A 24,185-nucleotide genomic window follows, 5' to 3' on the forward strand; every position below is an offset into this window, starting at 1 on the left:
GACCCGGAGCCGGCTGTGACCCAATGGATCTTACTCGGGCTCGGTGCCCTTATCGTCGTACTGACCATCGTCAGTTGCTTCGGCCTGCTGCCTTCGCTGCGGATCGTTCCCGACGACACGCGTTTCGATTTCACGCGCTTCCGCCGCATCAGCTTTCCGATTTCCGCCGTGCTTTCGATCGTCGCGATCACGTTGTTCTTCACGCATGGCTTGAATTTCGGCATCGACTTCAAGGGTGGCACGCTGCTCGAGGTGCAAGCCAAGTCGGGCGAGGTTGACATCGCGGCGATGCGCTCGACGCTGAACGGTCTCGGCCTCGGCGATGTCCAGCTTCAACAGTTCGGCGGCCCGACGGAAGTTCTGATTCGCGTCGCTGAGCAGCCGGGCGGAGACGCCGCACAGCAGGCTGCGGTGCAGAAGGTGCGCGGCGCGCTGGGCGACAGCGTCAACTATCGCAGGGTCGAGGTGGTCGGGCCGCGCGTGTCCGGCGAGCTCCTTGCCTACGGCATGGTCGGCCTGATGTTGGCGATCCTCGGCATCCTGATGTATCTCTGGTTCCGGTTTGAGTGGCAGTTTGCGCTCGGAGCCATGGTCGCGAACGTCCATGACATCGTGCTGACCATCGGCTTTATGTCGATTTCGCAGGTCGACTTCGACCTCACAAGCATCGCGGCGCTTTTGACAATCCTCGGCTACTCGCTCAACGACACCGTCGTTATTTACGACCGGATCCGCGAAATGCTGCGGCGTTACAAGAAAATGCCGATGCCCGAACTGCTCAACGCGTCGATCAACTCGACGCTTTCGCGCTCGATCATCACTCACGTCACGGTGACCCTGGCGCTGGTCGCTTTGCTGGTGTTCGGCGGACCGGCCATCCACAGCTTCACCGCGGTGATGACCTTCGGCGTGGTGCTGGTCGGCACCTACACCTCGATCTTTATCGCGGCTCCGATTTTGATCTACCTTGGCGTCGGCGAGAGCCGTGCCGATGTCGAGGAGAAGCCGGCCAAACCCGAAAAGCCGACTAAATCGCAGAAGCCAGCAAAGTCGTGAGTGCCGGCCCGCCGGGCGTGCCGCATCTTCCGCGGCCGGCCGTCATCGAGGCTTATGGCAACGGCGGCTTTCGCTTCGACACCATGTCGCATCGCGGTTCGCTGCTTTGCCTGCCGGACGGCGTCTGGGCGTGGTCCGTAACGCGAGCGGATGACATCGACCGTCATGCGCTGGCGCGTGTGTTTGCGGGCTCGGCTCTAATCGATACGTTGTTAATCGGTACCGGGACAGAGGTCTGGCTTGTTCCCACCGAGCTGCGCACAGCCCTGCGCCGCGTTAACATCGGAGTGGACACCATGCTCACGGGACCGGCGATCCGGACTTACAACATCATGCTTGGCGAACGGCGTAGGGTCGCGGCGGCGCTGATAGCCGTTCCATGACAAACGCGAGATCAAGGCAGAGCCTGAGGACGCTGAGAGCCATTCCATGATTGTCTCACGCCATCGGCAGAGCCTGACGGTGCTGATCGCATATAGTGGCAAGCGTCATGTCGATGAGCTCCCTATAGGTGAAAAACTCTAGCGCGCATGATTGTGGTGTCATGAACGGTACAACGGAGAACACGTCCGCGGCGTTTTGCGCGGAACTCGTGCGGACTCATGACTTCGACAACTATGCGACGACTTTGTTCGCACCGCTCCGGTGCCGTCGTGCGCTGCTGGCGCTCTATGCTTTCAACGTGGAGATCGTCAGGGTACGAGAGCAGATCACCCAGCCGTTGCCGGGCGAAATCCGCCTGCAATGGTGGATCGATATGGTCGGCGGCACCGGACACGGGGGCGTTGAAGGTAATCCGGTTGCGGCAGAACTTTTGCTAGCGATCCGGGATCATGGTCTGCCGGTCGAGCTGTTGTCGCGACTGATCGAAGCGCATCAGTTCGATCTCTACAACGATCCGATGCCGGACATAACAGCGTTAGAACGATACCTCGGCGATACATCGTGCGCGCTGTTTTCGCTCGCCTCGCGCGTCGTCGGACACCGATCGGACGAGACGGACCATCTGGCGCGGCACGCTGGTCTCGCGAGCGGTAGGGCGCGGGTTATCGCGAAATTCGGTTTTGACGCTTCGCGGCGGCAGTCGTATGTGCCGCTGCCGCTGCTGGAGCAGCACGGCGTCGATCTGGAACAGATGTTCGCTGGCCGGGACACGCCTACACTTCGCGCGGCCATTGGCGAACTGGCCGATGAAGCACGATCGCATCTGGAGGTGGCGCTGGGTCTACTGCCCAACCTTCCGCCGCAGTCCCGCAGTGTCTATCTTCCATTGGTGATTGTGCGTCGCGCACTGAATGATGTCATCGGCCCTGACATCAATCCCTTTGTGGCGCGGCCCGTGTCGCGGCTGCGTATCCTGTGGACCATGTGGCGGGCATCGCGCACTCGGCCGTTTCGCGGTTGAACGAGGTCAGGACGGCAGCGCCCGGTCGGTCGATTCGAAGTTGAAGCGGTCTCGAAGGTTTTTCCGGCTACCTAGGATGTCGCGGAAGAACTCACGATCTTCCGGACTAGTGATCAACGGCTCAATCAGATCGATCTGGTTCATTGCGATGAGTTGCAGGATTTCGGTGCGCACTTTACCGCCGGCGCCGCGTGGGAGGCGCGAAACGACCTGGATGTGCTCGGGAGGTTTCGGCTCGTTTGCAGCGGCGAGCGTGGAACGCAACCGCGCTTCGAGTTCGGGCAGGTCTGCCTCGACAAAGGCGTAAAGTCCGACACCGCTGCGGCGGTCCGCGAAGGCAACGATGGCGGCATCACGCACCGCAGGATTCTCCCTGATGCGAGCGACCAGCACAGGAGCATCGTTGACGAGACGTCGGCCCCCGCCTTCGCGGTCGGTGAAACTGAACAGGCCGCGCGTGATGGCTTGGTAGACCTTTTTGCCGGTCATCAGCCAAATGAGCGCAATGACCGACTTTCGCTCAAGTAACTTACGCTCGCGTGGCGTCAGGGCGTCGGGCGCATAAGTGCGTTTGTGTTTGAGAAGGTGCCGCAGGTCTTCGTAGGCAGCGATGCGAAACAGGCGTGATCGTCGTTTGAAGCACGCGGCGAGCTGGAAGTCCGTCAGATAGGCGTTGCCTTCGTTGCCGCGCAGCCAGTTCTGTTCCTTGGCAAGATCATTGTGGCATATGCCGGCGCGATGCAACTTGCGCAGCGCTACCTTGGCCGATCGGAAGTAGGATAAGTCGCCGTGGGGTTTGGCGAGATGCAGCGCTACGCCATCGATGAAGTCTCGCACCAATGCGCTGCGGCCGCTCCACAGAAGTTTTGGACCGACGCCGAGATCGCGAGCGAGCGTCAGCGCCTTACGTTCCCGCTCGAACAAATGCCGCGCCACAAGGTGCGACCACCAGGGCACTTGATCGAGGCGCCGCAGCACCGCGTTGATCTCGCCGGAGGCTGTCCGAAGCCGCCCGCGCTCCACGGTTGAAAACACGTCGCGCTTCAGCAGGACTCCTTCAATCCAGCTCGCGGACAGGAATGCTGCGTCCTGCTTTGGAAGTGACATGAATGATCCTGGAGATGGCGCGTTGAACCTATGCCGCGGCTGCCGGACGAAGTGCATTCGCGATCCAACAATCGAGGTCCGACAGCGCGCGCGCGCAGATCGCCTGTTTTTTTGCGATTGCCTTTTCGTTGCCGCGCAGGCGCGTGCCGTCCGGTTTTTTGTTTGGTGGATTAGCGAGCGGCGGAAACAATCCGAAATTGATGTTCATCGGCTGGAAAGAGCGTGGTCCCGCGTCAATGGTCTCGATGTGGCCGCCCGTGATGTGGCCGAGCAGCGCGCCCAACGCCGTGGTCTGCGGCGGGGCCTCAAACGTGTGTGTCCGCGCATCCGCCGCGGCATAGAGTCCGGCTATCAGTCCGATAGCGGCGGATTCCACATAACCCTCGCACCCGGTCATTTGTCCCGCAAAGCGCAGCCGCGGCTCGGCACGCAGTCGTAGCTGGGTGTCAAGGAGCTTCGGCGAGTTCAGAAATGTGTTGCGATGCAAACCGCCGAGGCGGGCAAACTCCGCGCCTTCAAGACCGGGAATGGTGCGGAAGATGCGAGTCTGCGCGCCATGTTTCAGTTTGGTCTGAAAGCCAACGATATTGTAAAGCGTGCCCAGTCTGTTGTCCTGTCGCAACTGGACGACGGCGTAGGGCTTGGTGATGGGGTCGTGCGGATTGGTAAGGCCTACCGGCTTCATCGGACCGTAGCGCAGAGTCTCGCGGCCGCGTTCTGCCATGACCTCGATCGGCAGGCAGCCGTCGAAGTAGGGGGTATCGGTTTCCCAGTCTTTGAAGTCGACCTTCTCGCCCTCAAGCAGCGCGTCCACAAAGGCGTGATACTGCGCTTCGGTCAGCGGACAATTGATGTAATCGGCGCCGCTGCCGCCCGGACCAGCCTTGTCATAACGAGACTGGTACCAGGCTTTCGACATATCGATGGAGTCGCGATGGACGATTGGCGCGATTGCGTCGAAAAAGGCGAGCGCGGATTCGTCGGTCAATGCGCGAATCGCAGCGGCGAGAGGGGCCGAGGTGAGGGGACCCGTGGCGACGATGACGTTGCTCCAGTCCGCGGGCGGCAAGCCATCGATTTCGGCACGGTCGATCTCGATCAGCGGATGGGCGTCAAGAGCTTCGGTGACCGCAGCGGAAAAGCCATCGCGATCCACTGCGAGCGCGCCGCCTGCCGGAACCTGATTAGCATCGGCGCAGCGCATGATCAGCGACCCTAGCCGGCGCATCTCGGCATGTAAGAGTCCGACCGCATTGTTGGAAGCATCATCGGATCGGAAAGAATTTGAACAGACCAGCTCCGCCAGCCCGTCGGTCCGGTGCGCCGCAGTCATCCGGTGCGGTCGCATCTCGTGCAACATCACTCGAACGCCCTGACTCGCGACCTGCCAAGCGGCTTCCGAACCGGCCAGGCCGGCGCCGACGATATGGACGGTAGCGCGGGAGGATTCAAACTGGGTCATGGGACGAGGGGTAGCGCGTTTTCAAGCCAAAAGGAACGCGTTAGCGCGAGTAACGGCGACGGCACTCTCGTTTCCTTGTACGATCCACCTTGGACCCTGAATGGCAAGGATGTTCGTTATTCTCGCTGATCCGGCACTTGCAACGCGTAGCAACGGTATTCGCGTCCGGATTTGGTCTGCCAGGAATGCTGACTGTGAACGCAGCGGCTGCCTCGGTTGGCCAGAGAGCGAGTTCAAGGCTCCTGACACCGAGACAGCCTGCGAGCGAGCGTCTTTCCGTCAATCCGAACTATCGAAGAACCGGTGCTTGCGCCCGTAAGGAGGGAATAAGACGGACGGGAAATCGGCCGCGTAACGCTTTTCTTTCTCCGTTTCCGGAGGCTCATGCGCTGACGACGTTAAAGGACTCTCGATCGCCTTGCGATAGAGATGCCACGTCGCATGACCCAGCAACGGCATGACGATCGTGAGGCCAAGGAAGAAGGGAATCGACCCGAGCGTCAGCAGGACAGCAACGATCAGACCCCATTCCACGGCCGCGATTGGATTCTTCGCGACCACGCGCATTGACGTCAGCATGGCATCGGTCATGTCGGCGTGTTGATGAAGCATCAGCGGGAACGACACAATGCTGATGCACAGCGCGACGGCTGCGAACAGGAACCCGACCCCGACGCCCATCATGATCATGCGCCAGCCCTCGGACGTGGTGAAGACCTGCGTGAAGAAATCGGGAATTGCCGCTGCCGGAGTGTTACCGAAGGTGGACACGTAGATCGCGTGAGCCACTGCCACCCACACGAAGAAAATAACCAGGAGCAGGCCGCCCAGTCCAAGCATCGATCCAAACGACGGCGCCCGTAGCACGCCGAACGCATGCCAGGCGGAGGCTTCTTGGCCGAGTTCGCGCCGATAGCTCAGTTCATAAAGTCCTAGCGCCGCAAATGGCCCGATCAGGGCAAAACCGGCGGCGACCGGAAACAGGAGCGGCAGGACCGAGTAGCCAAGCGCTATTCGCGCTAAAATAATTCCAATTATGGGATAGATAACGCAAAGGACGATGGCGTGGCTGGGAACCGCCTTGAAGTCTTCCCAGCCCAGCCGCAACGCATCAAGCAGGTCGGGTAAGCCGATGTGACGGACCACAGGTCTGTCTGCACCGGCCATTCCCGAGTGTGACGTAATGTCAACAGGATAAGTGGCCATGTTCGTTGTCTCCCTTTCGCGGGTCGATCTCTGGCCGCCGGAAGGCGCGAGTTCGCCCCTTCGGAAACGATCACGATCAAGACCAGACGCAAGGGCAAGCAACCTGGTCTTGCCGCGACCTGTAAGACCATTCTAATTCCGATCTGCGATTTTAGTTGCTCACGGTTGAGTGAATTTTGATGTCACTCTGCGCCCGGGTGACCGGCATGCCGTGCACATGTCGGTTCGACTGCTTACCTGCCGTATTGTTGTTGCAGCGGACTGGCGCCGAATGCGCTGCCAGCTTGTCCGCATTGGCAAGCCACAGTGAGCCGGTTAGTCTTTTGGCGATCCGGCGGAAACAGACGCGAGGTTCCGCCGCGAATTTGGTTCAAAGACTCAAGCAATTGGGAGCGGCACAATGAGCATATTTGGAAAGATCATGAGCGCCATCTTCGGCACGCACGCCGAAGCGGCAACACCGACAGGTGAAGCTGGTAGCGGTGCTGCACCCTCGACGGAGGGCCCGGCATCGAAGGGCGTCGACGTCGCGACCATCCTCGACAAAGCCGTCGCCGCCAAGAAGGAAAAGCTGGCGTGGCGGACCTCGATCGTTGATCTGATGAAGGCGCTTGATGTCGACTCCAGCCTGAGTGCTCGCAAGGAACTGGCAAAGGACCTGAAATACCCGGGCGACACCAACGATTCCGCGGCGATGAACATCTGGCTGCACAAGCAGATGATGGCTCAACTGGCAGCTAACGGTGGCAAGTTGCCGCCCGACATGAAGCACTGATGGGATAGAGCGCGCGCATTCTGGACGGTCCGCTGATGGACACGTCGTCTCGATGAAAGAAAAACGTGCGTGGAGGCCGTAAACGCATGCGTTAGATGCGGCCTCATTCCACTCGGTCGGCTTCTTCCGGATGCTTGTCGAGATAAGCGGCCACGAACCCGCAGCTGGCTGCGACCTTGAGGCCCTCGGCTCGGATCAGCGTCAGCGCGCCCTTCACCAATGTCGAGGCGATGCCACGGCCGCGCAGTTCGCGTGGCACTTCTGTGTGAGTGATGACGACCGTACCGGGCGCAAGGCGGTACTTTGCAAAAGCAACGCCGCCTTCGGCTTCAAGTTCAAACCGGCTCAGGGCTTTGTTGTCGTAGACGGCGGTCATGCCTGAGACGAGACCTCGCGCCGTCTCACAAATTCGGCCTCAGCAGATCGGCATAGTCCGGATGTTGCTCGAGCCACGCCTTCACGAAGGGACATTGAGCGCTAGCCCTGAATTTATCCGCGCGTACCTGATCCAGCGCGCCCTTCACCAGCTCTGAGCCGATGCCCTTGCCTTCGAGTTCGGGCGGCACCCTGGTGTGCGTGAAGACAAGAACCCCGTCCAGAAATCGATAGTAGGTTGCAGCGATATGCCCATCCACTTCGAGTTCGTAGCGATGCTTTTCCATGTTGTTGACGACTTCGGACATTTCACAGCCTTTGTTTCTTTATGCCTGAGAGGCAACATTCAAAGTTTTATTGGGCCAGTCAACAGCCGCAGAACACCTGCGGCCTGTCATTTCTGCGCCATTGCTCGCCTTGGATGACGCCAGACCACGCTGGGATGGGTAGGGTTGGGTAAAGGCGTGTCAGCCGAAGTGCAACCCGCAAATTTGGACCCTTTGGTGCTGCCGGCGAACGCCGGGTCGCGCTATTTGGCCGCGTTTGGCTGGACAAGACCTCGGCGGGATGGCATCAAACCTGTCGGAATGCGAACCCTTGCGGAGGGTCCGTGAAACTCCCGCGACGGATTTGCGGCAATGAAGCAGTTTTTCCTCAAACTCTTTACCTGGTGGAATAGCCAGACCTTCGGTACGCAGCTTTGGACCGCGCGATTTGGCGAGCTGGTCGGCAAGGACAGCCAAGGTAACTGCTATTACCGGACGCGCGGCGGGAAGATCGACCCGACGCTTGGCTTCGAGCGGCGCTGGGTGATCTACAATGGCCTTGCGGAAGCCAGCCGCATTCCGCCTGAATGGCATGGCTGGATCCATCACGTTGTGGATGTTCCACCTACCAAAGAGAACTATCAGCCGCGCGAATGGCAGAAGCCGCATGTGCCGAACATGACCGGGACGCCGGCAGCCTATCGGCCGTCCGGCTCGACGTTGGCGAGCGGCCGCCGTCCGAAGGCGACCGGCGATTACCAGCCCTGGACACCGGGGCACTAGGAAGACCGGCATCAACGCGGTGATGCCGGTCATGCGAGCAAGCGCTGTCAGCGCTTGGTGCCCGCGAAAATGCCGCTGCCGAGATAATTGTTGTCTCCCGAAATCCCAACGCGCCCGCCCATTTCGCCGACCGGGCTGCTCGGACCCTGGAAGAAGCTGCCTTGCAGGGTCATGCTACGATTGTTGTTGTTACCGGCGATCGTACCGCCGAAATTGCGTGGGTCGTTGTCAAAATTAACGGTGCCGGAATAGTTGGTGTTGTCGAGATTGGTCACGTTCACCGTACCGTTGCGTAAGCCGAAATCGACGGTGTTGGAGAAACCGCCGGCGACGAAGCTCCCATTATTTACGTTGGCGATGACGTGTCCGGTATAGGTTGCCTGGCCTATCGTTGGGACGTCGCTAATGCTGCCCACTGGCCGGCCGGCGACCCAGGTGCCGACGAGGACTTCGCGCGGGGTTTGGGTGTTCGGATTGGTACTCGTCGATTCAACCGACCAGAAACCCCAGCGCGTATACTCGCACTGACAGGGCGTCAGGTTCGGAATTGCGCCGTTGACGATCTGGCTGGCGGCTGCGCCGTTGGCTGACACCATCACACCGTTAACCGGTACGCCGTTGACAACACTGTTGTTGGGCGTATTCGCGTAGAAATTGTTGTAGTCTACGTATGCGCTGTTGGCTGGACCGCTCGATCCTTTCGATCCGAACTCGAACAGCGCGTGAATCGTGCCGGCAAGCTGCGTGAACGGATTTCTCGAGTCGAATGCGTAGATATCCAGATTTCCCTGAACGCGATTATTGGCGGCGTCGAGGGTGATTTCGGATGTACCGGTTACCGGTTTGACCGGGATCTGGTTGCCAGTGATGACGTCCAGTCCGCCGACATATCCGCGCAGCGTCACCGACGGCCGCGCGTTGGGCGGGGGAGTGTTGTTGTCCGTCGGTAGAGGGTTGTGATTATCCGGCGGTGAATGGTCCGTAAGCTGGTCCTGTGCGATCTGCTGCACCGCCTCCGCCTGATTGGAAATCTGGATCGACTGGGTGAAGGCTGACGAGATTGCGCTGAGTTGCTCGACAATAGGGGGCGGAGCGGGAGTGGGAGGAGCACCCGATCCGGTCACCAGTCCATTGGGGGATCCTGTCGCTCTTTGCGCGGCCGTCGCAATATTCTTCGCCGATGCCGCGCCTGCGCGTACGCCGCCCGTTTGGCCGGACGCGCTCTGGAAGATAGCGATCTGCTGCTGCACGAACCCTGGCGGCGGCAGGTCGGGTGGCGTTGGGGGGGCTCCCGCTTGCGTCTGGGTGAACTCGCCGGCGCCCAGCGCGACGGACCGGCCGCCGGACGTGACGGTCATTGTGCCGTAGCCGGAATAGATGCCGCCTTTTCCGTCGGTCATCATCACGCCGCCACGAATGCCGATCAAAGCCGACGCGGTCTTGATCTCGGCATCGCCGTTGTGGCTGATCTGGCCACCTACGAAACGCAGCGCGCCCTTGCCGAGGGTTGCCGCCAGCTTGCCGGTGTTGGCTTTCGGGTCATAGACGTATTCATCGATTGTGAGGTCGCTGTTCGGACCGATGGTCATCGAGGTCTTGTCGAGGAACAGCAACTGCACCGAGCCGCTAGCCTTGGTCTGGATGTGTTCCTTGTGGGCGATCGATTGGCCGATGACGATGGTTTTCAGGTTGGCGGTTGCCGCAGGGTTGACTGCCGATGCAGTGCCGACCTGCTGAGCCTGCGCCGTTGCGCCCCCGAGCGCCAGCGCAGCCGCCGTCATCGCGATATAAAGCCCCTCCGTCCGGCTCATGGCAATTCCCGACACTCAAAACTGACAAACCCGGGGCAAGTATAACCTTGAATAATCGGAATGCGCCAACCCCCGATCCTCTCAAAAACCCTATACGAGCGATTGATCGCGTCTGTTGCTGTAAATCCACGCTGAGCACCTGCATCCTCAGAATCTGCGGAGTGGGGCGTGCTACCCGCCTTGCGGGTGGCGCCGATCCGGCACTAAAGGGGACAGCGGTTCGACCCTCGGTGTCGTCTGTATCTGCGTTCCGCGCGACCAGTTACTCGATGGGGAAAGCGCACTGCAGCAGCCGTCAGTGGACGCGGAGCAGGCCGCCCTTTCCCCGCCGCAATCGACGTGTTAACCGGATGCTGCGAGCGGCTCGGAGCCTTTAATCCCTGTACAATGGTCCGGCCCTGATTCGAGCCTCACAAAGCCGCGCATGATGTTTCGAACGATTGTTATAGCCGGTTGTGCAGCTTTTGCGAGCGCTGCTCTCGTCGTTGCCGCGCCTTCTGCGCGCGCCCAAATTGGTAATATTTTTTCAGACTCTCCGCCGCGTCCGCCCGGCGCAATTCCACAAGGTCAGGTCGCGCCTGAGGACGACGAGGAAGAAGTGCCCGACTTGCCGCAACAAGGACGGGTGCTGCCGGCGCCGATGCATCCTGCGCCGGGGCAAGGTGCTCCACCGCCGGGCCCGGTTCAGTCCCAGCCACTGCCGCCGCCGCCCGGCACCACCGTGGTTCCGCAGAATGCCCCAAGTGGCAATGCTCCAGGTGGCGTAGCCGTCGCGCCGCCTTCACCTCCTAAGGCTCCCGAACAGAGTTCCACGCGACCGGCGCCGCCAACACCGGCCACGCTGCAACCCGGCGACGAGGTCGTCATCGAGGCCCCGGCCGAGAAGGTTGTGAACAAGAAGGCGGCATTTTCCGGCCTCGACAAGATCACTGGCCGCATCATCCATTTCGATGAGGATGTCGGAGAAACGGTGCAGTTCGGCGCGCTGCGGGTGAAGACCAGCGCTTGCTACACGCGGCCTGCGACCGAGGCCGCTAATACCGACGCCTTTGTCGAAGTCGATGAGATCACGCTTCAGGGCGAGGTGAAGCGGATTTTCTCCGGCTGGATGTTCGCGTCAAGCCCAGGCCTGCATGGCGTCGAGCATCCGATCTATGACGTCTGGTTGACCGACTGCAAGGATCCGGAGACGACTGTTATCGCCGCGCAGCCGGATGAGCCGAAGCCCGCGCCGCCTTCGACCAAGCGCCCACGGCCATCCGCGCGCCAGTCGCGTCAGCCGGCACCGCCATCCCAACCGGCGGCGCCATCGCCTCCGCCACAACGGCAACCGCAGGGCAATCCTTCGTTCCCGCCGTTCGGGCGATAGTTCTGAAAGCCTCAACTACGGTTGGCCGGCCGGGAGGCAATTTTGGGTGGCGCTCTCGTGATACGTCCGTTGCTATAACGATTTATTCGGATCTTGGGCCTATTGCTCCGATCGGCCCGTTATCGTTGGCGATTCGAAACATTGCCAATCAGCCCATACGAGTGCCGCAGCCTAATTTTCTGGAGCTACTTACGATGCGTTTCATCGAGAATCTGCGAATCGGCACAAAGCTCGCGATCACATCGTTGCTCAGCGTCGTCATGGTTGTCGCACTGATCTATGCTCAGATGAGCGGTAGCGATGCGGTGCGCCAAGCCAACGAAAAAGCAGGAAATCAGAATCTGCTCGCAATGAAAGGCATCGAAGCGAAATCATCGACTCGCGGCATGATGATCGGGGTCCGTGATATTCGTCTCGCAAGCACGCGGGCGCAGCTGCTGGCCGCACAAGAAGATGTCGTTAATCATTACAAGGCTGCACGGGGATTCATCGGTGAAGCCCTTAAGCTTTCGAAGTCGGCTGAAAACCGTGCGAGACTTGAGAAGATGAATCAGCTTGCCGACCAGTATCTGAACAATGCGGCCAAGCCGATTGGCGCAGCTCGCGGCGAATTGCTGGAGATCGAAGCAAAACAGGGTGCCGACATGAAGGTGGATGTCGGCGCGGGGCTTGCCAAGCTTGAGAATGAGGCTTTCCGACTGACGAAGGAAGTCGCCCTGCCGACAGCGAAGGAGTTGGCCGAAGTCTCGGAAAAGGTCGTCGAGTTCGCCACGGGACGCGTTGAAGAGGAAAAAGCAGCGGCGGCACGCGAAGGAGCGGCGGCTGAACGGATCTCAATGATACTCGGTGTCGCGGTTGCACTGCTGCTAATCGGCGCCTGCGTCTTGTCGATCGTCACTATTGCTAGACCGATCTCGGCGCTGACCAAATCCATGCTGGAACTGGCCGAAGGCAATTTCTCGGTCGTGCTGCCAGGACTTGGCCGCAAGGACGAAGTTGGCGCCGTCGCTGCCGCCGTCGAGAGGTTCAAGGTCGTGTCCGAGCAGAAGGCTCGCGAGGAAGCCGAAGCGAAGAGGAATCAAGACGAGATTGCCACCCAGCAGCGAAAGGCCGACATGATCAAGCTGGCCGATTCGTTCGAAGCTGCCATAGGCGAGATCGTCGAAACAGTCGCGTCCGCCGCGACCGAACTGGAAGCCTCGGCCAGTACGTTGACTTCCACAGCCGAGCGGGCCCAGCACCTGACAACAACGGTTGCGGCTGCTTCCGAGGAAGCATCGACCAACGTTCATTCAGTTGCCGCCGCAACCGAAGAGTTGGCATCGTCCGTCACCGAGATCGGCCGTCAGGTGCAGGAATCAGCGCGCATTGCGAATGATGCAGTCGACCAAGCCCGCAAAACCAATGATCGCGTCGGTGAGCTGTCTCGTGCCGCGGGCCACATAGGAGAGGTCGTTGAGCTGATCAACACAATTGCAGGTCAGACAAACCTGCTTGCCCTCAACGCTACTATCGAGGCGGCTCGGGCGGGCGAGGCTGGCCGGGGTTTTGCGGTGGTTGCTTCCGAGGTGAAGGCTCTCGCCGAGCAGACCGCGAAAGCCACCGGCGAGATTGGCCAGCAAATTTCAGGCATCCAGGCCGCGACGCAGCATTCGGTCGATGCCATCAGGGAAATCGGCGGCACGATCGAGAAGCTCTCGGAGATTGCCTCGGTCATCGCGGCAGCGGTGGAAGAACAAGGGGCTGCGACGCAAGAAATCTCGCGGAACGTGCAGCAGGCCTCGCAAGGGACCCAGCAGGTATCTTCCAACATTACTGACGTACGGCGCGGCGCGGCGGAAACAGGCACAGCCTCGTCACAGGTGTTATCGGCGGCGCAGTCACTGTCCAGTGACGGAAACCGGCTTAAGCTCGAAGTCGGGAAATTCCTGAATTCAGTTCGAGCTGCGTAAAGACACTGCCACGCGCTGGGGGCGCCAAAGGCGTTCCAGTGCGGTCGATGGCAAGTGCCGAAGATGTCACCCGCGGCCGGCGATGATCCGGAGCGCTTCGGCGCCTGGCACCGGCCGGTCAAGCGGCAGCGTCCCGAAATCGGCTTCGCCTTCCAGCGCAACATCCAATAAGGCCCGGTAGCGCCGGCGCGGGATTTCAATTGCACCGAATCCGCGCAGATGGTCGGTCACAAATTGGGTGTCGAGCAAGACGAAGCCTCCCGCGATCAATCGGGCGACCAAATGCACGAGCGCGACCTTCGACGCGTCCCGCACGACATGGAACATGCTCTCCCCAAAAAACGCGCGGCCGAGCCTGACGCCATAGAGGCCTCCCGCGAGTTGGTCATTTTGCCAGACCTCGATACTGTGACAATGGCCGAGTTCGTGCAGACCTACATAGAGTTCGCGAATACGACGGTTGATCCAGGTATTGTCGCGTCCAGGTTGTGGCGCGGCGCAGCCGTCGATCACCGCGTCGAAGGCTGTATCGACGGTCACGGTGAAACTGTCTGATCGGACGGTGCGCGCGAGCCGCGACGGGACTCGGAAGCTCTCGAGCGGAATGACGCCGCGCATCTTCGGTTCGACCCAGAAGAGCGTCGGATCGTCGACACTTTCCGCCATCGGAAAAATACCGCAGGCATAAGCGCGCAGCAGCAGTTCGGGCGTGATCTCGGACGAGGCGGTCTCGCGGGACATCCAGAGTCTTATAGCAGAGCTCTAAGTCTACCGCGTCGATAATCTGCTAAAGCGCGTCCAAAAGTTCAGACTGTTTGCCAACAGATCCCGCTCGAACAAGCGGATACCGCACAGTGTTTTTGATCGCGCTATTTGCCTTGCCTGAATGAAAATATGCAGTTCGCTTCTAATTCTGTGGAAACGAATTGAGCGCCGTTTTGAATCAGACGCCAGGTGCAGGCGCGTTTGCGGTTTGGTGCTGCCGTGCTCAGGCCGCGGTCGCAGATAAGGGTTCTGTGGCTGGTGGAATTCCCCGGCGGAACCGCAACACGATACGCGTGCCTGCATGGGCGGGATCGCGTTCGGCTTGAGCATCGAGCTTTTGCGCCATTGCGGAGACGATCCGCTGGCCCATCCCGGTCGAGCGCGGATCGGTCTTGGCATTGAGGCCAACACCATCGTCGGCGATTGACAGCACGACATCATCCCCATTGGTCGCGAGTTCGACGTGGATGGGGCCGGGGCCATCGGGATAAGCGTATTTGACTGAATTCATCACCAGTTCGTTGACGATGATTCCGATGGCCACCGCACGATCGGGATCGATCTCGATCGGTTCGGCCTTCAGGTCGAGACGTGACAGCTGGTTGCCTTCGGTGGAACGTCGGAGATCCTCGAGCAGAGCTTCAAGATACTGGTTGAGCAGGACGCTCTTCAGGTCGTGCGAGGTATAAAGCCGACGATGCACCTGCGCCACTGCTGCCACCCGTCCCATTGCATTCGTAAGGGCGGCCTTGATGTCTTCCTCGGGGCTTGAACTGGCTTGCAGGTGAAGCAGCGACGCGATGATCTGGAGGCTGTTGCCGATGCGATGATTGACCTCGCGCAGCAGCATCTCGCGCTCGGCGGCTAACGCCGCATAGCGGTCGCGCGAGGCGCGGACCTCGGCTTCAGCCTCGTCGCGCGCTTTTCGAACGAGCGCTTGCCGGATCGCCACTTCAGCCGCGAGGTGCAACAGCGGAACGAATTCGCCGAGCGTATCTTTGACAAGATAGTCGGCAGCACCCGCTTTGAGCGCGGTCACTGCGATTTTTGAGTCTTGCGAGGCGGTGACGAACACCACGGGGGGCGCGTCGGGAATTGCCAGAATCCGTCTTAGTGTTTCCAACCCGTCGAGGCCAGGCATATATTGATCGAGCGCTATCACATCGATGCCGCCAAGCGCGATGCGTGCGAGCCCGGATTCGCCGTCGGGCGCGTGCTCCACGCAAAATCCGTGGCGCGTCAGGCCGCGCTCCACCAGGCGAGCGAGCGCCTTGTCGTCATCCACGTACAACAGGGTAGGCTTGACTTTCATGGAGTAGCCTGAGGTACCTGGATGATGGAGAAAAACAGGCCGAGTTGCCGGATCGCGTTGGCGAAACTGTCGTAGTTCACCGGCTTCGTAATGTAGACGCTGCATCCGAGTTCGTAGCAACGCTTGATTTCCTGAGAGTCGTCCGTTGTCGTCAGCACGATCACTGGTGCGCACTTTAGAACTTTGTTTTCCTTCACGCGCCGCAGGATATCGATTCCGGTCATGTCAGGCAGATTAAGGTCGAGCAGGATGAGCAGCGCCTCTCCCTTATGAGGCATACCGTTGCCATCCGCCCCAAACAGGTAGTTGACGGCTTCCGTACCGTTGCTGAACGGCTTGATCTCATTATTGACACCGGAACGCCGAATATTGCGCTCAATCAGCCGGGCGTGCCCTTCATCGTCTTCGATCATGATGATGGTGACTGGCGTGGTCATGATTGTTTGTCCCGGTTGGTGCCGATCCATGCGACAGGAAGCGTAACGGTAAATGTGCTGCCGGTATTAAGCTCTGACGAGACCGATATGGTTCCTCCGAGCCTTCGCACCAATGCACGGACGTGTGCGAGACCGATACCCTGGCCCGGCCGATCCTGCGGTCCCGCCCGGCGGAACAGATCGAAAATACGCTGGTGGTCCTTCGAATCGATGCCGCGGCCGTTATCTGTGATCTCGAAGATGGCAAAACCGAGCTTACGCCGACCGCGGATAGCAATATCACCGGGAACATTAGATTTGAGGTATTTCAAGGCATTGTCGATCAGATTGGAGAAAATCTGTTCGATCGCGATGCGGTCGCTGACAATATCCGGCAATGGTTCGACACGGATCTGAGCGTTGGCCTCGGCGGCCTGATGCGCCACGGTGGATGCAATGCTCTCGATCAGGTCGCGCATGGTGATCGCAGAGGGATGAAATTCGCGTCGGCCCTCGCGGGTGAGGCTGAGGATCGCGCTGATCAGCCGGTCCATCTTGGCGATCGACGACTTGATGAACCCGAGCGCCTCGGTGAAATCCTGTGACAATTGTTTGTCCGGTTCGTCGAGAACCGGTTCGATGGCAGCCGCTGAATCTTCCGTCGCCGGAGGCGGGAGGCCGTCGGGCCGGCTCAGGTCCGCGATCCGTTTGAAGAGGTCGCCGCGCAGTTCCTCGAGCTCGCTGGTGAAGCCCATGATGTTGACCAGCGGCGAGCGCAGGTCATGGCTGACGATATAGGCGAAGCGTTGGATTTCTTCATTGGCCTCTCGGAGGTCGCTGGTGCGTTCCTCGACGATGGACTCGAGATTGAGATTGTTATCGCGCAACTGGGCTTCGGCGACGTCGCGCGCCCGGCTTGAGCGTCGCACCAGGAAGATCGACAGCCCTGCGAACACCACGACCAGCCCCGAACCAATGCTGGTGATCGATGCCGCGAGCGACTGGCTGGCATCGGCCGATGTCACTCGCGCCGAGAACAGACGACTTTCCTCAGCCCGCATCTCGCTGGCGAGGTTACGGATATGCCCCATAGCGTCACGGCCGGCCTCCTGGCGCGCGATCTCGGCAGCTTCGTTCTGCCGGTTCGCCAGCGTCAGATCGATGCCCCGCCGCAACTGCTCGATCCGTTGATAGGTCTGCGGGATAATCTGCTGGAGCCGCTGCTGCTGATAGGGATTATCGATCGTCAGCGTTTTGAGCCGCTCGAAACTCGGCGAAATCTGGCTGCCCGCTTCCTCGAATGCGCTGCGGAATTCTGGCCTCTGCGTCAGCAGGAAGCCGCGCTGCGCGCTTTCGGCGCGCCGCATCTGTAACAGGGCCAGCGAGATTTCATTCTCAATTTGCATGCTGTGCAGAACCCAGCGTGCGTCGTGGCGTGCCTTGTTGACAAAATAGACGGACATCGCGCTGATCAGCGTCAGAACCACCAGACCTGCCGTCAGCAGGATCAGCTGGCCAAGCGCAGTGCGTGACGATCTGGTGGACGGCACCGTGATCGCATCATGTTCGGATCGAGACAGTCTGAATCGCCCCCGCGCGGTTACCGGCTATTTGCTAAACGTCTCAATCCGCAGTCGGTTCCGCACTTCTGCCCCAACATAGTCCGCACGGAGCGGTTCAAGCTCCTGTCAGGCCGCCGCTGGAAAGGTACTGCTCCAGCCAATGGATGTGGTAGTCGCCGTCGATAATGCTCGCCTCGCGAACCAGCGCCCGGAACAGGGGCAAGGTGGTTTCGACACCATCCACGACCATCTCGTCGAGTGCTCTGCGCAACCGCATCAAGCATTCGGCGCGCGTCTTGCCGTGAACGATCAGCTTGCCTACCAGCGAGTCGTAATAGGGCGGGATCACATACCCCTGGTAAACGGCGGAATCGATCCGGACGCCGAGTCCGCCCGGCGGATGAAATTGCATGATTTTGCCGGGGGAGGGACGGAAGGTGACGGGATTTTCTGCGTTGATGCGGCACTCGATCGCGTGGCCGTTCACGACGATTTCCTTCTGGGTGGCGGGAAGGTCGCCGCCGGCGGCGATACGAATCTGCTCCAGCACCAGATCGATGTCGGTGATCATCTCGGTGACCGGATGCTCGACCTGAATGCGGGTGTTCATTTCGATGAAATAAAACCTGCCGTCCTCGTACAGGAATTCGACCGTTCCAACGCCGAGATACCGTATCTCACTCATGGCGTTGGCAACGATTTCGCCGATCTTGTTTCGAGCCGCCGCCGTAAGCGCAGGCGAGGGACCTTCTTCCCAAACCTTCTGGTGACGCCGCTGGAGTGAGCAGTCGCGCTCTCCCAGATGAATGACCCCGCCGCGGCCGTCGCCAAGCACCTGGATTTCGATGTGACGCGGTTTCTGCAGATATTTCTCTAGATAGACAGAAGCATCGCCGAACGCCGCTCTGGCCTCGTTCCCCGCGGCCGAGATCGCTATCATCAGGTCGTCGGGTGTCTTGGCGATTTTCATACCGCGCCCGCCGCCGCCCGCCGCCGCCTTCACCAACACGGGAAAGCCGATCGCCTTGGCGATCGCCATGGCGTCGTCGTCGGGACCGATGCCGCCATCGGAGCCCGGGACCACCGGAATACCGAGCCGCTTCGCGGTCTTCTTGGCTTCGATCTTGTCGCCCATGAGCCGAATGTGCTCGGCCTTGGGGCCAATGAAATGCAGGTGATGGTCGGCGAGAATTTCGGCGAAACGGGCGTTCTCGGACAAAAAGCCGTACCCGGGATGTACGGCATCGGCGCCAGTGATCTCGCAGGCTGCCAGCAACGCCGGGATGTTGAGATAACTGTCCTTCGTTGGCGGCGGTCCGATGCAAACGCTTTCGTCCGCGAGCCGGACATGCATGGCGTCGGCATCGGCGGTAGAATGTACCGCCACGGTCGCTATACCGAGCTCCTTGCAGGCGCGCAGGATGCGCAGGGCGATCTCGCCGCGATTGGCTATCAGGATTTTGTCGAACATCACTGCGTCCGCGGTTCGAACGGCGTCATTCAATGATGACCAGCGGCTCGCCGAACTCGACGGGCTGGCCATCCTCGACCAGAATCTGCGTGACGGTGCCCGACCGCGGCGACGGAATCTGGTTCATGGTCTTCATGGCTTCGATAATCAGCAGCGTCTGACCCGCGGCGACCTTGGAGCCAACCTCGATGAAGGGCTTGGCGCCGGGTTCCGATGCCCAATAGACCGTTCCGACCATTGGCGAAGGAACCATGCCCGGATGCTTGCTGATGTCGGCGACGATCGCAGCCGGCGCGGCGGCAGGGGCGGGCGCAGCCTGATAGGCGGCCGGTAATGCCGCCCCGACGGTGACATTGCGTGCGACACGTACACGAAGTCCGTCGCGCTCGATTTCAATTTCCGTGAGCCTGGTCTCGTCGAGCAGCGCAGCGAGCTCGCGGATCACATCGCTCTCCTCGCGCGGTTCGTTGCCGGTTTTGATTTTTGTAGGTTCTCCGGGCTGGCGGGACATGATCTCGATCCGAAACTTTCTGGGAAAATGACTGATATGTCAGGTTACTTTTTCGACGAGCTCACCGCGCCGATTTTGGCGGCAAGGCCATTGATCGCGAGTCGGTAGCCATCAATCCCGAAGCCGGACAGACTTGCGAACGCGGCTTTTGCCGTGAAGGAATGATGTCGGAAGTCCTCGCGCGCATGGATGTTGCTGATATGAACTTCGACGGTCGGAATTTTGACGGCAACGAGCGCGTCATGAAGTGCAATAGAGGTGTGCGAGTAGCCGCCGGCGTTGATGACGATACCGGCCGCCTGTTTTGCATGAGCCTCGTGGATGAAATCGATCAGTTCGCCCTCACGATTTGACTGGCGGCAATCCGCAGCCAATCCAAAATCGGTGGCCGTTTCGGTACAAAGCTTTTCGACGTCAGCAAGGGTGGCGCGGCCATAGGTGTCCGGCTCTCTCGTCCCTAGCATATTAAGGTTCGGGCCGTTGAGCACGTAAATCGTTTTGGCCATCTGAATTCCCGAAACGGTCTCCGCCGCTGCGCGCCGGGGTTCGGGTCGTTATATGTAACAAGGGAGCCAAGGGGAAGCCTGAACACTCTCGGATTCGGCTTCAATATACCTCATGTTATTCGCGAGGAATCCTTTAGAACATACAGAAATTATTCGTTAACCAACGTGAACCTCGTACGGAGTGGGCGTCGCCCAGTTGCGCGGTCCCCCGCGGGGCGGGTCCAGGATGGAGGATCCGCGCCGCCAATAGGAACTTAGATCAGGCATCCAGAACCGCTACGATCTCCAGGGTGTGCGGGTCGATACGAGAAAGTGTTTCGTCAGCGCTGTCTCCTCAGTGTGTGGGATGCCTCCAACAACGGCGCGAGGAGAAGCGATGTTCCGGCGCAAACGTGGGTTTCCGGAGATTGTTTTCTGAATACCAGATGAACAGGCGACGGCGTGTAAACGAAGCAGGAGCAAGCAATCAGCAGGAGGCCTTGCCACAACGCGCCGTGTTTATTTTCTCCTTGAGGTTTTCGAGACCCACGGCGCCCACGACGACCTGCTTGCCGATGACGTAGCTTGGTGTGCCATTCATGCCCATGGACTCGGCAAGCTTGAAGTTCTCCTCGAGCGTGGCGCGCACCTCGGGGCTTGTCATATCCTTCTCGATCTTGGCGATGTCGAATCCGGCTTCCTTGGCGGCGGCTAGCGCTCGCGACTTGTCGGCCTGACCGCGGCCACCCAAAAGCTTCTGATGAAAGTCGAGATATTTTTTTCCGGTGGGATCCTGCATTCGCGCCGCCACGGCAACCTGCGCAGCCTCAACCGAACTCTGACCAAGCACGGGAAACTCCTTCAGCACGACCTTGAGCTTCTGATCCGACTTCAGAAGTTCAAGCATGTCGATCATCGCGCGCTTGCAGTAGCCACAGTTGTAATCGAAGAACTCGACGAAGGTGACGTCGCCGTTTTTGTTGCCGAGCGTCACGCCACGCTGCGAGTTGAAAATAGCGTCTCCGTTCTCCGTGACCGCGGCCTCATGCTTTAACGCTTCGGTAGCCGCTTGGCGCTTGCCGAGTTCGGTCGAAACCTCTTCCAGGACTTCGGGATGGGCGAGCAGATAGCGTTTGACGATCTGTTCAATCTCGCCGCGCTGGCTGTCGGAGAAGCTCTGAGCAGACGCGGCGGGCGCTGCGCCGAACGAGAGCGCAAGAAGTGCGGGAGCGAGAAAACGGAGAGAGGACATTGTCAAATCCTTTGAAAGGAGCAGCGTGGCGGAGCCGTCTAATCTTTCTTGTCCGGGAGCTTGGCTGAGACGATGTCATCCGCCTTGACCCATCCGGGAGTGCCGATTGCGAAACGGGTTTTTGCGCGTGATGCGAGTTCTCGCGCTGTCTTGTTGTCGCCGCGCAGAAACGCGGCTTGAGCCGATGCCAAATCAGCTTGTGCATAGTCGCTCTTGCGGCCGTAAGCTATTGCAAGCTGCATATAACCGAGCGGGGCCTCCGGCTCTCGTGCCAGCGCTGCTCGCAAAATTGCAATGGCTTCGTCGGCATTCGCCTTGTTATTCGAGGCCACGAGCGCCTGACCCAGCAACATTTCGATGAGCGGAGCGTTATGCGAGAGCTTTACGGCTAGCCGCAGCGGCGCGATGGCCTCTGCGGGACGACCTCCCTCGAGCAGGGCCTGTCCACGCACCTCGTGGAAATAGGGATTTTGGGGTTGCTGCTTGATCAGCGCATCGATTTGCTCGATGGCCGAGCGAAGATCGCCATGCAGATACGTGCTGATAGCATGTGCATAGCGGGCGGGCAGGCTGGTGTCGGACCGCGGATAGCGCCGGTATACCGTATCATCACGTTCCATGAACGCCGATATCTTGGCACGTACCATATCGTGGCGCATCTGCAGCGCCGGATCGTCCTTCTTGTCCCAGTTGGGACTTGTCTTGACGAGTTCCGCTAGCGCGGCGACGCGGTCAGCCGGCATCGGATGCGACTGCACGTACGGATCGGCGCCGTGCGCAGCAAACAGGCTTTCATCGGTGAATCGCTTGAAGGTTTCGTACATCCCCCGGGCGGATTGCCCGGTGGCGTTGAGGAATTTCACGCCAGCGCGGTCGGCGTTTTCCTCCTGCTGGCGCTGGTAGCCCAACAGGCTTCGGCGCGCGATCTCCTGAGGTGCGCTGATTGCGGCCGCGCCGATATTGCTGCCGGCGCTGTTGCTTCCGCGGCCGGCTCCGGCGGCGAGAGCACCGGCGCCGAGAAGCATTGCGATGATGAGTTGAGTCTGGGTCCGAGCAAGCTGCTCGCGAAACTTGGACAGATGGCCCCCGGCGAGATGTCCGGTCTCGTGCGCGAGCACGCCGATCAGCTGGTTCGGCGTGGTCGATTGCATGATCGCGCCATAGTTCACGAAGATGCGGCGGCCGTCGGCGACAAAGGCATTGAATGACTTGTCGTTGATGATGACCATCTGAATGTTGTGCTTCTGTAACCCAGCCGCGTTCAGGATCGGCCGCGTATAGTCGCGCAGCAGTTGCTCCGTCTCACTGTCCCGCAACATCGGCAGTCCGCTGGATTGCTGCGCATGGAGCGGAATAGAGGTGCTCGTGAGCGCGCAGGCGGTGACCAGCGTAATCAGCTTCGAGACACGACGACGTGCGGAGGTGAGGGGCCGCCGGGTCATCTCTTCTTTAGTCATTGCCTTCGGAATCATTGGCGCTGGTTCGAATACGTTGTATGTCCTAACAACCCGCCGAATACGGCGGTAACGCGGCCTTCGGTGATCGCCGCAGGCGAAAGCGCATTAACAGATTTCCATGGTCGATGCGACATCGAGAGAGCGGGCCGCCGGCGTGCTGACGGCATCTAGCCGCAGCCAGGTTCCACCCTTCATCGTCATGGACGTCATGGCGGCGGCGGCGCGGATCGAGGCTGGAGGCGGACACGTCATTCACATGGAGGTCGGGCAGCCGTCGGCGCCGGCGCCTCGAACCGCGCTGAACGCGGCTCGTGCCGCGCTGGAGCACGGCCGGATAGATTACACTTCTGCACTCGGTATCCCCTCGCTGCGACAACGGATCGCACGACACTACCACGAGTCTTACGGCTGCACGGTCAGCCCTGAGCGGATCGTCGTGACGACGGGATCATCGGGCGGCTTCATTCTCGCATTTCTTTCGATGTTCGAGCCGGGCGACCGCATCGCGGTGACGGTGCCGGGCTATCCGCCGTACCGGCACATCCTGACTGCGCTCGGCTGCGAGCCGGTGCTGATCGAGACGTCAAGTGAAAACCGTCACGCGCTGAGCGGAGAGACGCTGTTGTCGGTACACCGCAAGACGCCGCTGAAGGGGGCGCTGGTCGGAAGTCCGGCAAATCCGACGGGAACGATGATGTCGCGCGAGGCGCTGACGCATCTGATGACGGCCGCCGAAAGCGAAGGCATCCGCTTTATTTCCGATGAGATCTATCACGGTCTCGACTATGCGTTTCCCGCCGTAACCGCGGCTGAACTGTCACCGCGTGCGCTGGTCATCAACTCATTTTCGAAGTATTTCTGCATGACCGGCTGGCGCGTCGGCTGGATGGTCGTACCGGAACAACTGGTGCGGCCGATCGAACGGCTGCAACAGAACCTATCCATTTCGGTGCCAATGCTGTCGCAGATCGCGGCCGAGGCGGCCTTCGCAGGCCGCGAGGAAATGGAGATCGTGAAGCGCGGCTATGAGGAAAATCGCCAAATCCTGATTGCGGGTCTGCCGCAGGCCGGCCTGAGCGAATTCTTGCCTGCGGATGGCGCGTTCTACCTCTATGCCGACGTCTCGAAATTCACGACAGACAGCCATGATTTCGCGCGCAAGATGCTGGAGGAGGCACACGTTGCCGCGACGCCCGGCGTCGATTTCGATCCAGTCCGCGGCCGCTCGTTCTTACGATTTTCCTACGCCCGTTCGGCGGCCGAGATGCACGACGCGGTCGCGCGCATCAGGCGATGGCTGACTTAGGCTGCCCGAGGCCGCGCATCCTGTGGCAATCTGTGATGCTGGCTGACTCCGGTATCATTTGCGTTCGCCTGCATCATGGCA

The 24,185-nt window shown here is 60.2% G+C and carries 23 protein-coding genes; 8 read left to right on the forward strand and 15 right to left on the reverse strand.

Annotation, left to right across the window (positions count from 1 at the left end; all coding sequences use genetic code 11):
* The first annotated feature begins 15 nt into the window (after positions 1-15).
* From secF to ACZ5IL_RS12710, 3 genes are all read left to right on the forward strand, one after another.
* Entirely contained in the window at positions 16-1,056 is a 1,041-nt protein-coding gene (gene secF / locus ACZ5IL_RS12700) for a protein translocase subunit SecF (protein ID WP_464591924.1), read from the forward strand.
* A complete protein-coding gene (locus ACZ5IL_RS12705; RefSeq protein ID WP_464591926.1) occupies positions 1,053-1,439 on the forward strand; it encodes an Mth938-like domain-containing protein in 387 nt (128 codons plus the stop codon). Before secF ends, ACZ5IL_RS12705 begins: the two co-directional genes overlap by 4 nt.
* 161 nt (positions 1,440-1,600) lie before the next feature.
* On the forward strand, positions 1,601-2,461 hold the full coding sequence (locus ACZ5IL_RS12710) for a phytoene/squalene synthase family protein (protein WP_464591928.1): 861 nt from the start codon (positions 1,601-1,603) through the stop codon (positions 2,459-2,461).
* A 6-nt stretch (positions 2,462-2,467) separates the two neighbouring features.
* Here the strand turns inward: ACZ5IL_RS12710 and ACZ5IL_RS12715 are convergent, their stop codons facing one another.
* From ACZ5IL_RS12715 to ACZ5IL_RS12725, 3 genes are all read right to left on the reverse strand, one after another.
* On the reverse strand, positions 2,468-3,568 hold the full coding sequence (locus tag ACZ5IL_RS12715) for a serine/threonine protein kinase (protein WP_464591930.1): 1,101 nt from the start codon (positions 3,566-3,568) through the stop codon (positions 2,468-2,470).
* Between the two features lie 28 nt (positions 3,569-3,596).
* The gene (gene trmFO, locus ACZ5IL_RS12720; RefSeq protein ID WP_464591932.1) at positions 3,597-5,030 is read right to left on the reverse strand and encodes a methylenetetrahydrofolate--tRNA-(uracil(54)-C(5))-methyltransferase (FADH(2)-oxidizing) TrmFO; all 1,434 of its coding nucleotides are present in this window, start codon (positions 5,028-5,030) and stop codon (positions 3,597-3,599) included.
* A gap of 279 nt (positions 5,031-5,309) precedes the next feature.
* Complete coding sequence (locus tag ACZ5IL_RS12725; protein WP_464591934.1) at positions 5,310-6,236, reverse strand: DUF2189 domain-containing protein; 927 nt, start codon at positions 6,234-6,236, stop codon at positions 5,310-5,312.
* A 400-nt stretch (positions 6,237-6,636) separates the two neighbouring features.
* On the opposite strand from ACZ5IL_RS12725, the gene ACZ5IL_RS12730 reads away from it, so the two are divergent.
* Positions 6,637-7,011, forward strand: a complete 375-nt coding sequence (locus ACZ5IL_RS12730) for a DUF3597 domain-containing protein (RefSeq protein WP_464591936.1) — start codon at positions 6,637-6,639, stop codon at positions 7,009-7,011.
* Between the two features lie 103 nt (positions 7,012-7,114).
* Here the strand turns inward: ACZ5IL_RS12730 and ACZ5IL_RS12735 are convergent, their stop codons facing one another.
* Entirely contained in the window at positions 7,115-7,387 is a 273-nt protein-coding gene (locus tag ACZ5IL_RS12735) for a GNAT family N-acetyltransferase (protein ID WP_464591937.1), read from the reverse strand.
* A gap of 25 nt (positions 7,388-7,412) precedes the next feature.
* The gene (locus ACZ5IL_RS12740) at positions 7,413-7,694 is read right to left on the reverse strand and encodes a GNAT family N-acetyltransferase (protein ID WP_464591939.1); all 282 of its coding nucleotides are present in this window, start codon (positions 7,692-7,694) and stop codon (positions 7,413-7,415) included.
* Positions 7,695-8,024: 330 nt separating this feature from the next.
* On the opposite strand from ACZ5IL_RS12740, the gene ACZ5IL_RS12745 reads away from it, so the two are divergent.
* Positions 8,025-8,435, forward strand: a complete 411-nt coding sequence (locus ACZ5IL_RS12745; protein WP_464591941.1) for an NADH:ubiquinone oxidoreductase subunit NDUFA12 — start codon at positions 8,025-8,027, stop codon at positions 8,433-8,435.
* Between the two features lie 47 nt (positions 8,436-8,482).
* Here the strand turns inward: ACZ5IL_RS12745 and ACZ5IL_RS12750 are convergent, their stop codons facing one another.
* Positions 8,483-10,246: a FecR family protein gene (locus ACZ5IL_RS12750; protein ID WP_464591943.1), complete on the reverse strand. Its 1,764-nt coding sequence runs from the start codon at positions 10,244-10,246 to the stop codon at positions 8,483-8,485.
* A gap of 427 nt (positions 10,247-10,673) precedes the next feature.
* Here ACZ5IL_RS12750 and ACZ5IL_RS12755 point away from each other — a divergent pair, with 427 nt between their 5' ends.
* Together ACZ5IL_RS12755 and ACZ5IL_RS12760 are read left to right on the forward strand one after the other, a co-directional pair.
* Positions 10,674-11,615 (forward strand): DUF2155 domain-containing protein, encoded by a 942-nt coding sequence (locus ACZ5IL_RS12755; RefSeq protein WP_464591945.1) that lies wholly within the window; start codon positions 10,674-10,676, stop codon positions 11,613-11,615.
* A 194-nt stretch (positions 11,616-11,809) separates the two neighbouring features.
* The gene (locus ACZ5IL_RS12760) at positions 11,810-13,567 is read left to right on the forward strand and encodes a methyl-accepting chemotaxis protein (protein ID WP_464591947.1); all 1,758 of its coding nucleotides are present in this window, start codon (positions 11,810-11,812) and stop codon (positions 13,565-13,567) included.
* Positions 13,568-13,633: 66 nt separating this feature from the next.
* Here ACZ5IL_RS12760 and aat read toward each other — a convergent pair whose 3' ends face one another.
* The 9 genes from aat to ACZ5IL_RS12805 form a co-directional block, all read right to left on the reverse strand.
* Positions 13,634-14,308, reverse strand: a complete 675-nt coding sequence (aat, locus tag ACZ5IL_RS12765; protein ID WP_464591948.1) for a leucyl/phenylalanyl-tRNA--protein transferase — start codon at positions 14,306-14,308, stop codon at positions 13,634-13,636.
* A gap of 247 nt (positions 14,309-14,555) precedes the next feature.
* On the reverse strand, positions 14,556-15,644 hold the full coding sequence (locus ACZ5IL_RS12770; RefSeq protein WP_464591950.1) for a sensor histidine kinase: 1,089 nt from the start codon (positions 15,642-15,644) through the stop codon (positions 14,556-14,558).
* Positions 15,641-16,081 carry a response regulator gene (locus ACZ5IL_RS12775; protein WP_464591952.1) on the reverse strand — a complete coding sequence of 147 codons (441 nt, stop codon included), beginning with the start codon at positions 16,079-16,081 and terminating at the stop codon, positions 15,641-15,643. The genes ACZ5IL_RS12770 and ACZ5IL_RS12775 overlap by 4 nt, the downstream gene beginning before the upstream one ends.
* Positions 16,078-17,616 carry a sensor histidine kinase gene (locus ACZ5IL_RS12780; RefSeq protein WP_464596903.1) on the reverse strand — a complete coding sequence of 513 codons (1,539 nt, stop codon included), beginning with the start codon at positions 17,614-17,616 and terminating at the stop codon, positions 16,078-16,080. The genes ACZ5IL_RS12775 and ACZ5IL_RS12780 overlap by 4 nt, the downstream gene beginning before the upstream one ends.
* Before the next feature lie 121 nt (positions 17,617-17,737).
* Positions 17,738-19,093, reverse strand: a complete 1,356-nt coding sequence (accC, locus tag ACZ5IL_RS12785; RefSeq protein ID WP_464591954.1) for an acetyl-CoA carboxylase biotin carboxylase subunit — start codon at positions 19,091-19,093, stop codon at positions 17,738-17,740.
* A gap of 25 nt (positions 19,094-19,118) precedes the next feature.
* A complete protein-coding gene (gene accB, locus ACZ5IL_RS12790; protein ID WP_464591956.1) occupies positions 19,119-19,604 on the reverse strand; it encodes an acetyl-CoA carboxylase biotin carboxyl carrier protein in 486 nt (161 codons plus the stop codon).
* A 44-nt stretch (positions 19,605-19,648) separates the two neighbouring features.
* Positions 19,649-20,110, reverse strand: a complete 462-nt coding sequence (gene aroQ, locus ACZ5IL_RS12795) for a type II 3-dehydroquinate dehydratase (RefSeq protein WP_079446879.1) — start codon at positions 20,108-20,110, stop codon at positions 19,649-19,651.
* A gap of 466 nt (positions 20,111-20,576) precedes the next feature.
* Positions 20,577-21,341: a DsbA family protein gene (locus tag ACZ5IL_RS12800; RefSeq protein ID WP_464591958.1), complete on the reverse strand. Its 765-nt coding sequence runs from the start codon at positions 21,339-21,341 to the stop codon at positions 20,577-20,579.
* A gap of 38 nt (positions 21,342-21,379) precedes the next feature.
* Positions 21,380-22,783: a M48 family metalloprotease gene (locus ACZ5IL_RS12805; protein ID WP_464591960.1), complete on the reverse strand. Its 1,404-nt coding sequence runs from the start codon at positions 22,781-22,783 to the stop codon at positions 21,380-21,382.
* A 133-nt stretch (positions 22,784-22,916) separates the two neighbouring features.
* Between ACZ5IL_RS12805 and ACZ5IL_RS12810 the strand changes: the two genes are divergently transcribed.
* A complete protein-coding gene (locus tag ACZ5IL_RS12810) occupies positions 22,917-24,104 on the forward strand; it encodes a pyridoxal phosphate-dependent aminotransferase (protein WP_464591962.1) in 1,188 nt (395 codons plus the stop codon).
* Positions 24,105-24,185 lie beyond the last annotated feature (81 nt).

The sequence above is a fragment of the Nitrobacter sp. CN101 genome, assembly GCF_055390255.1.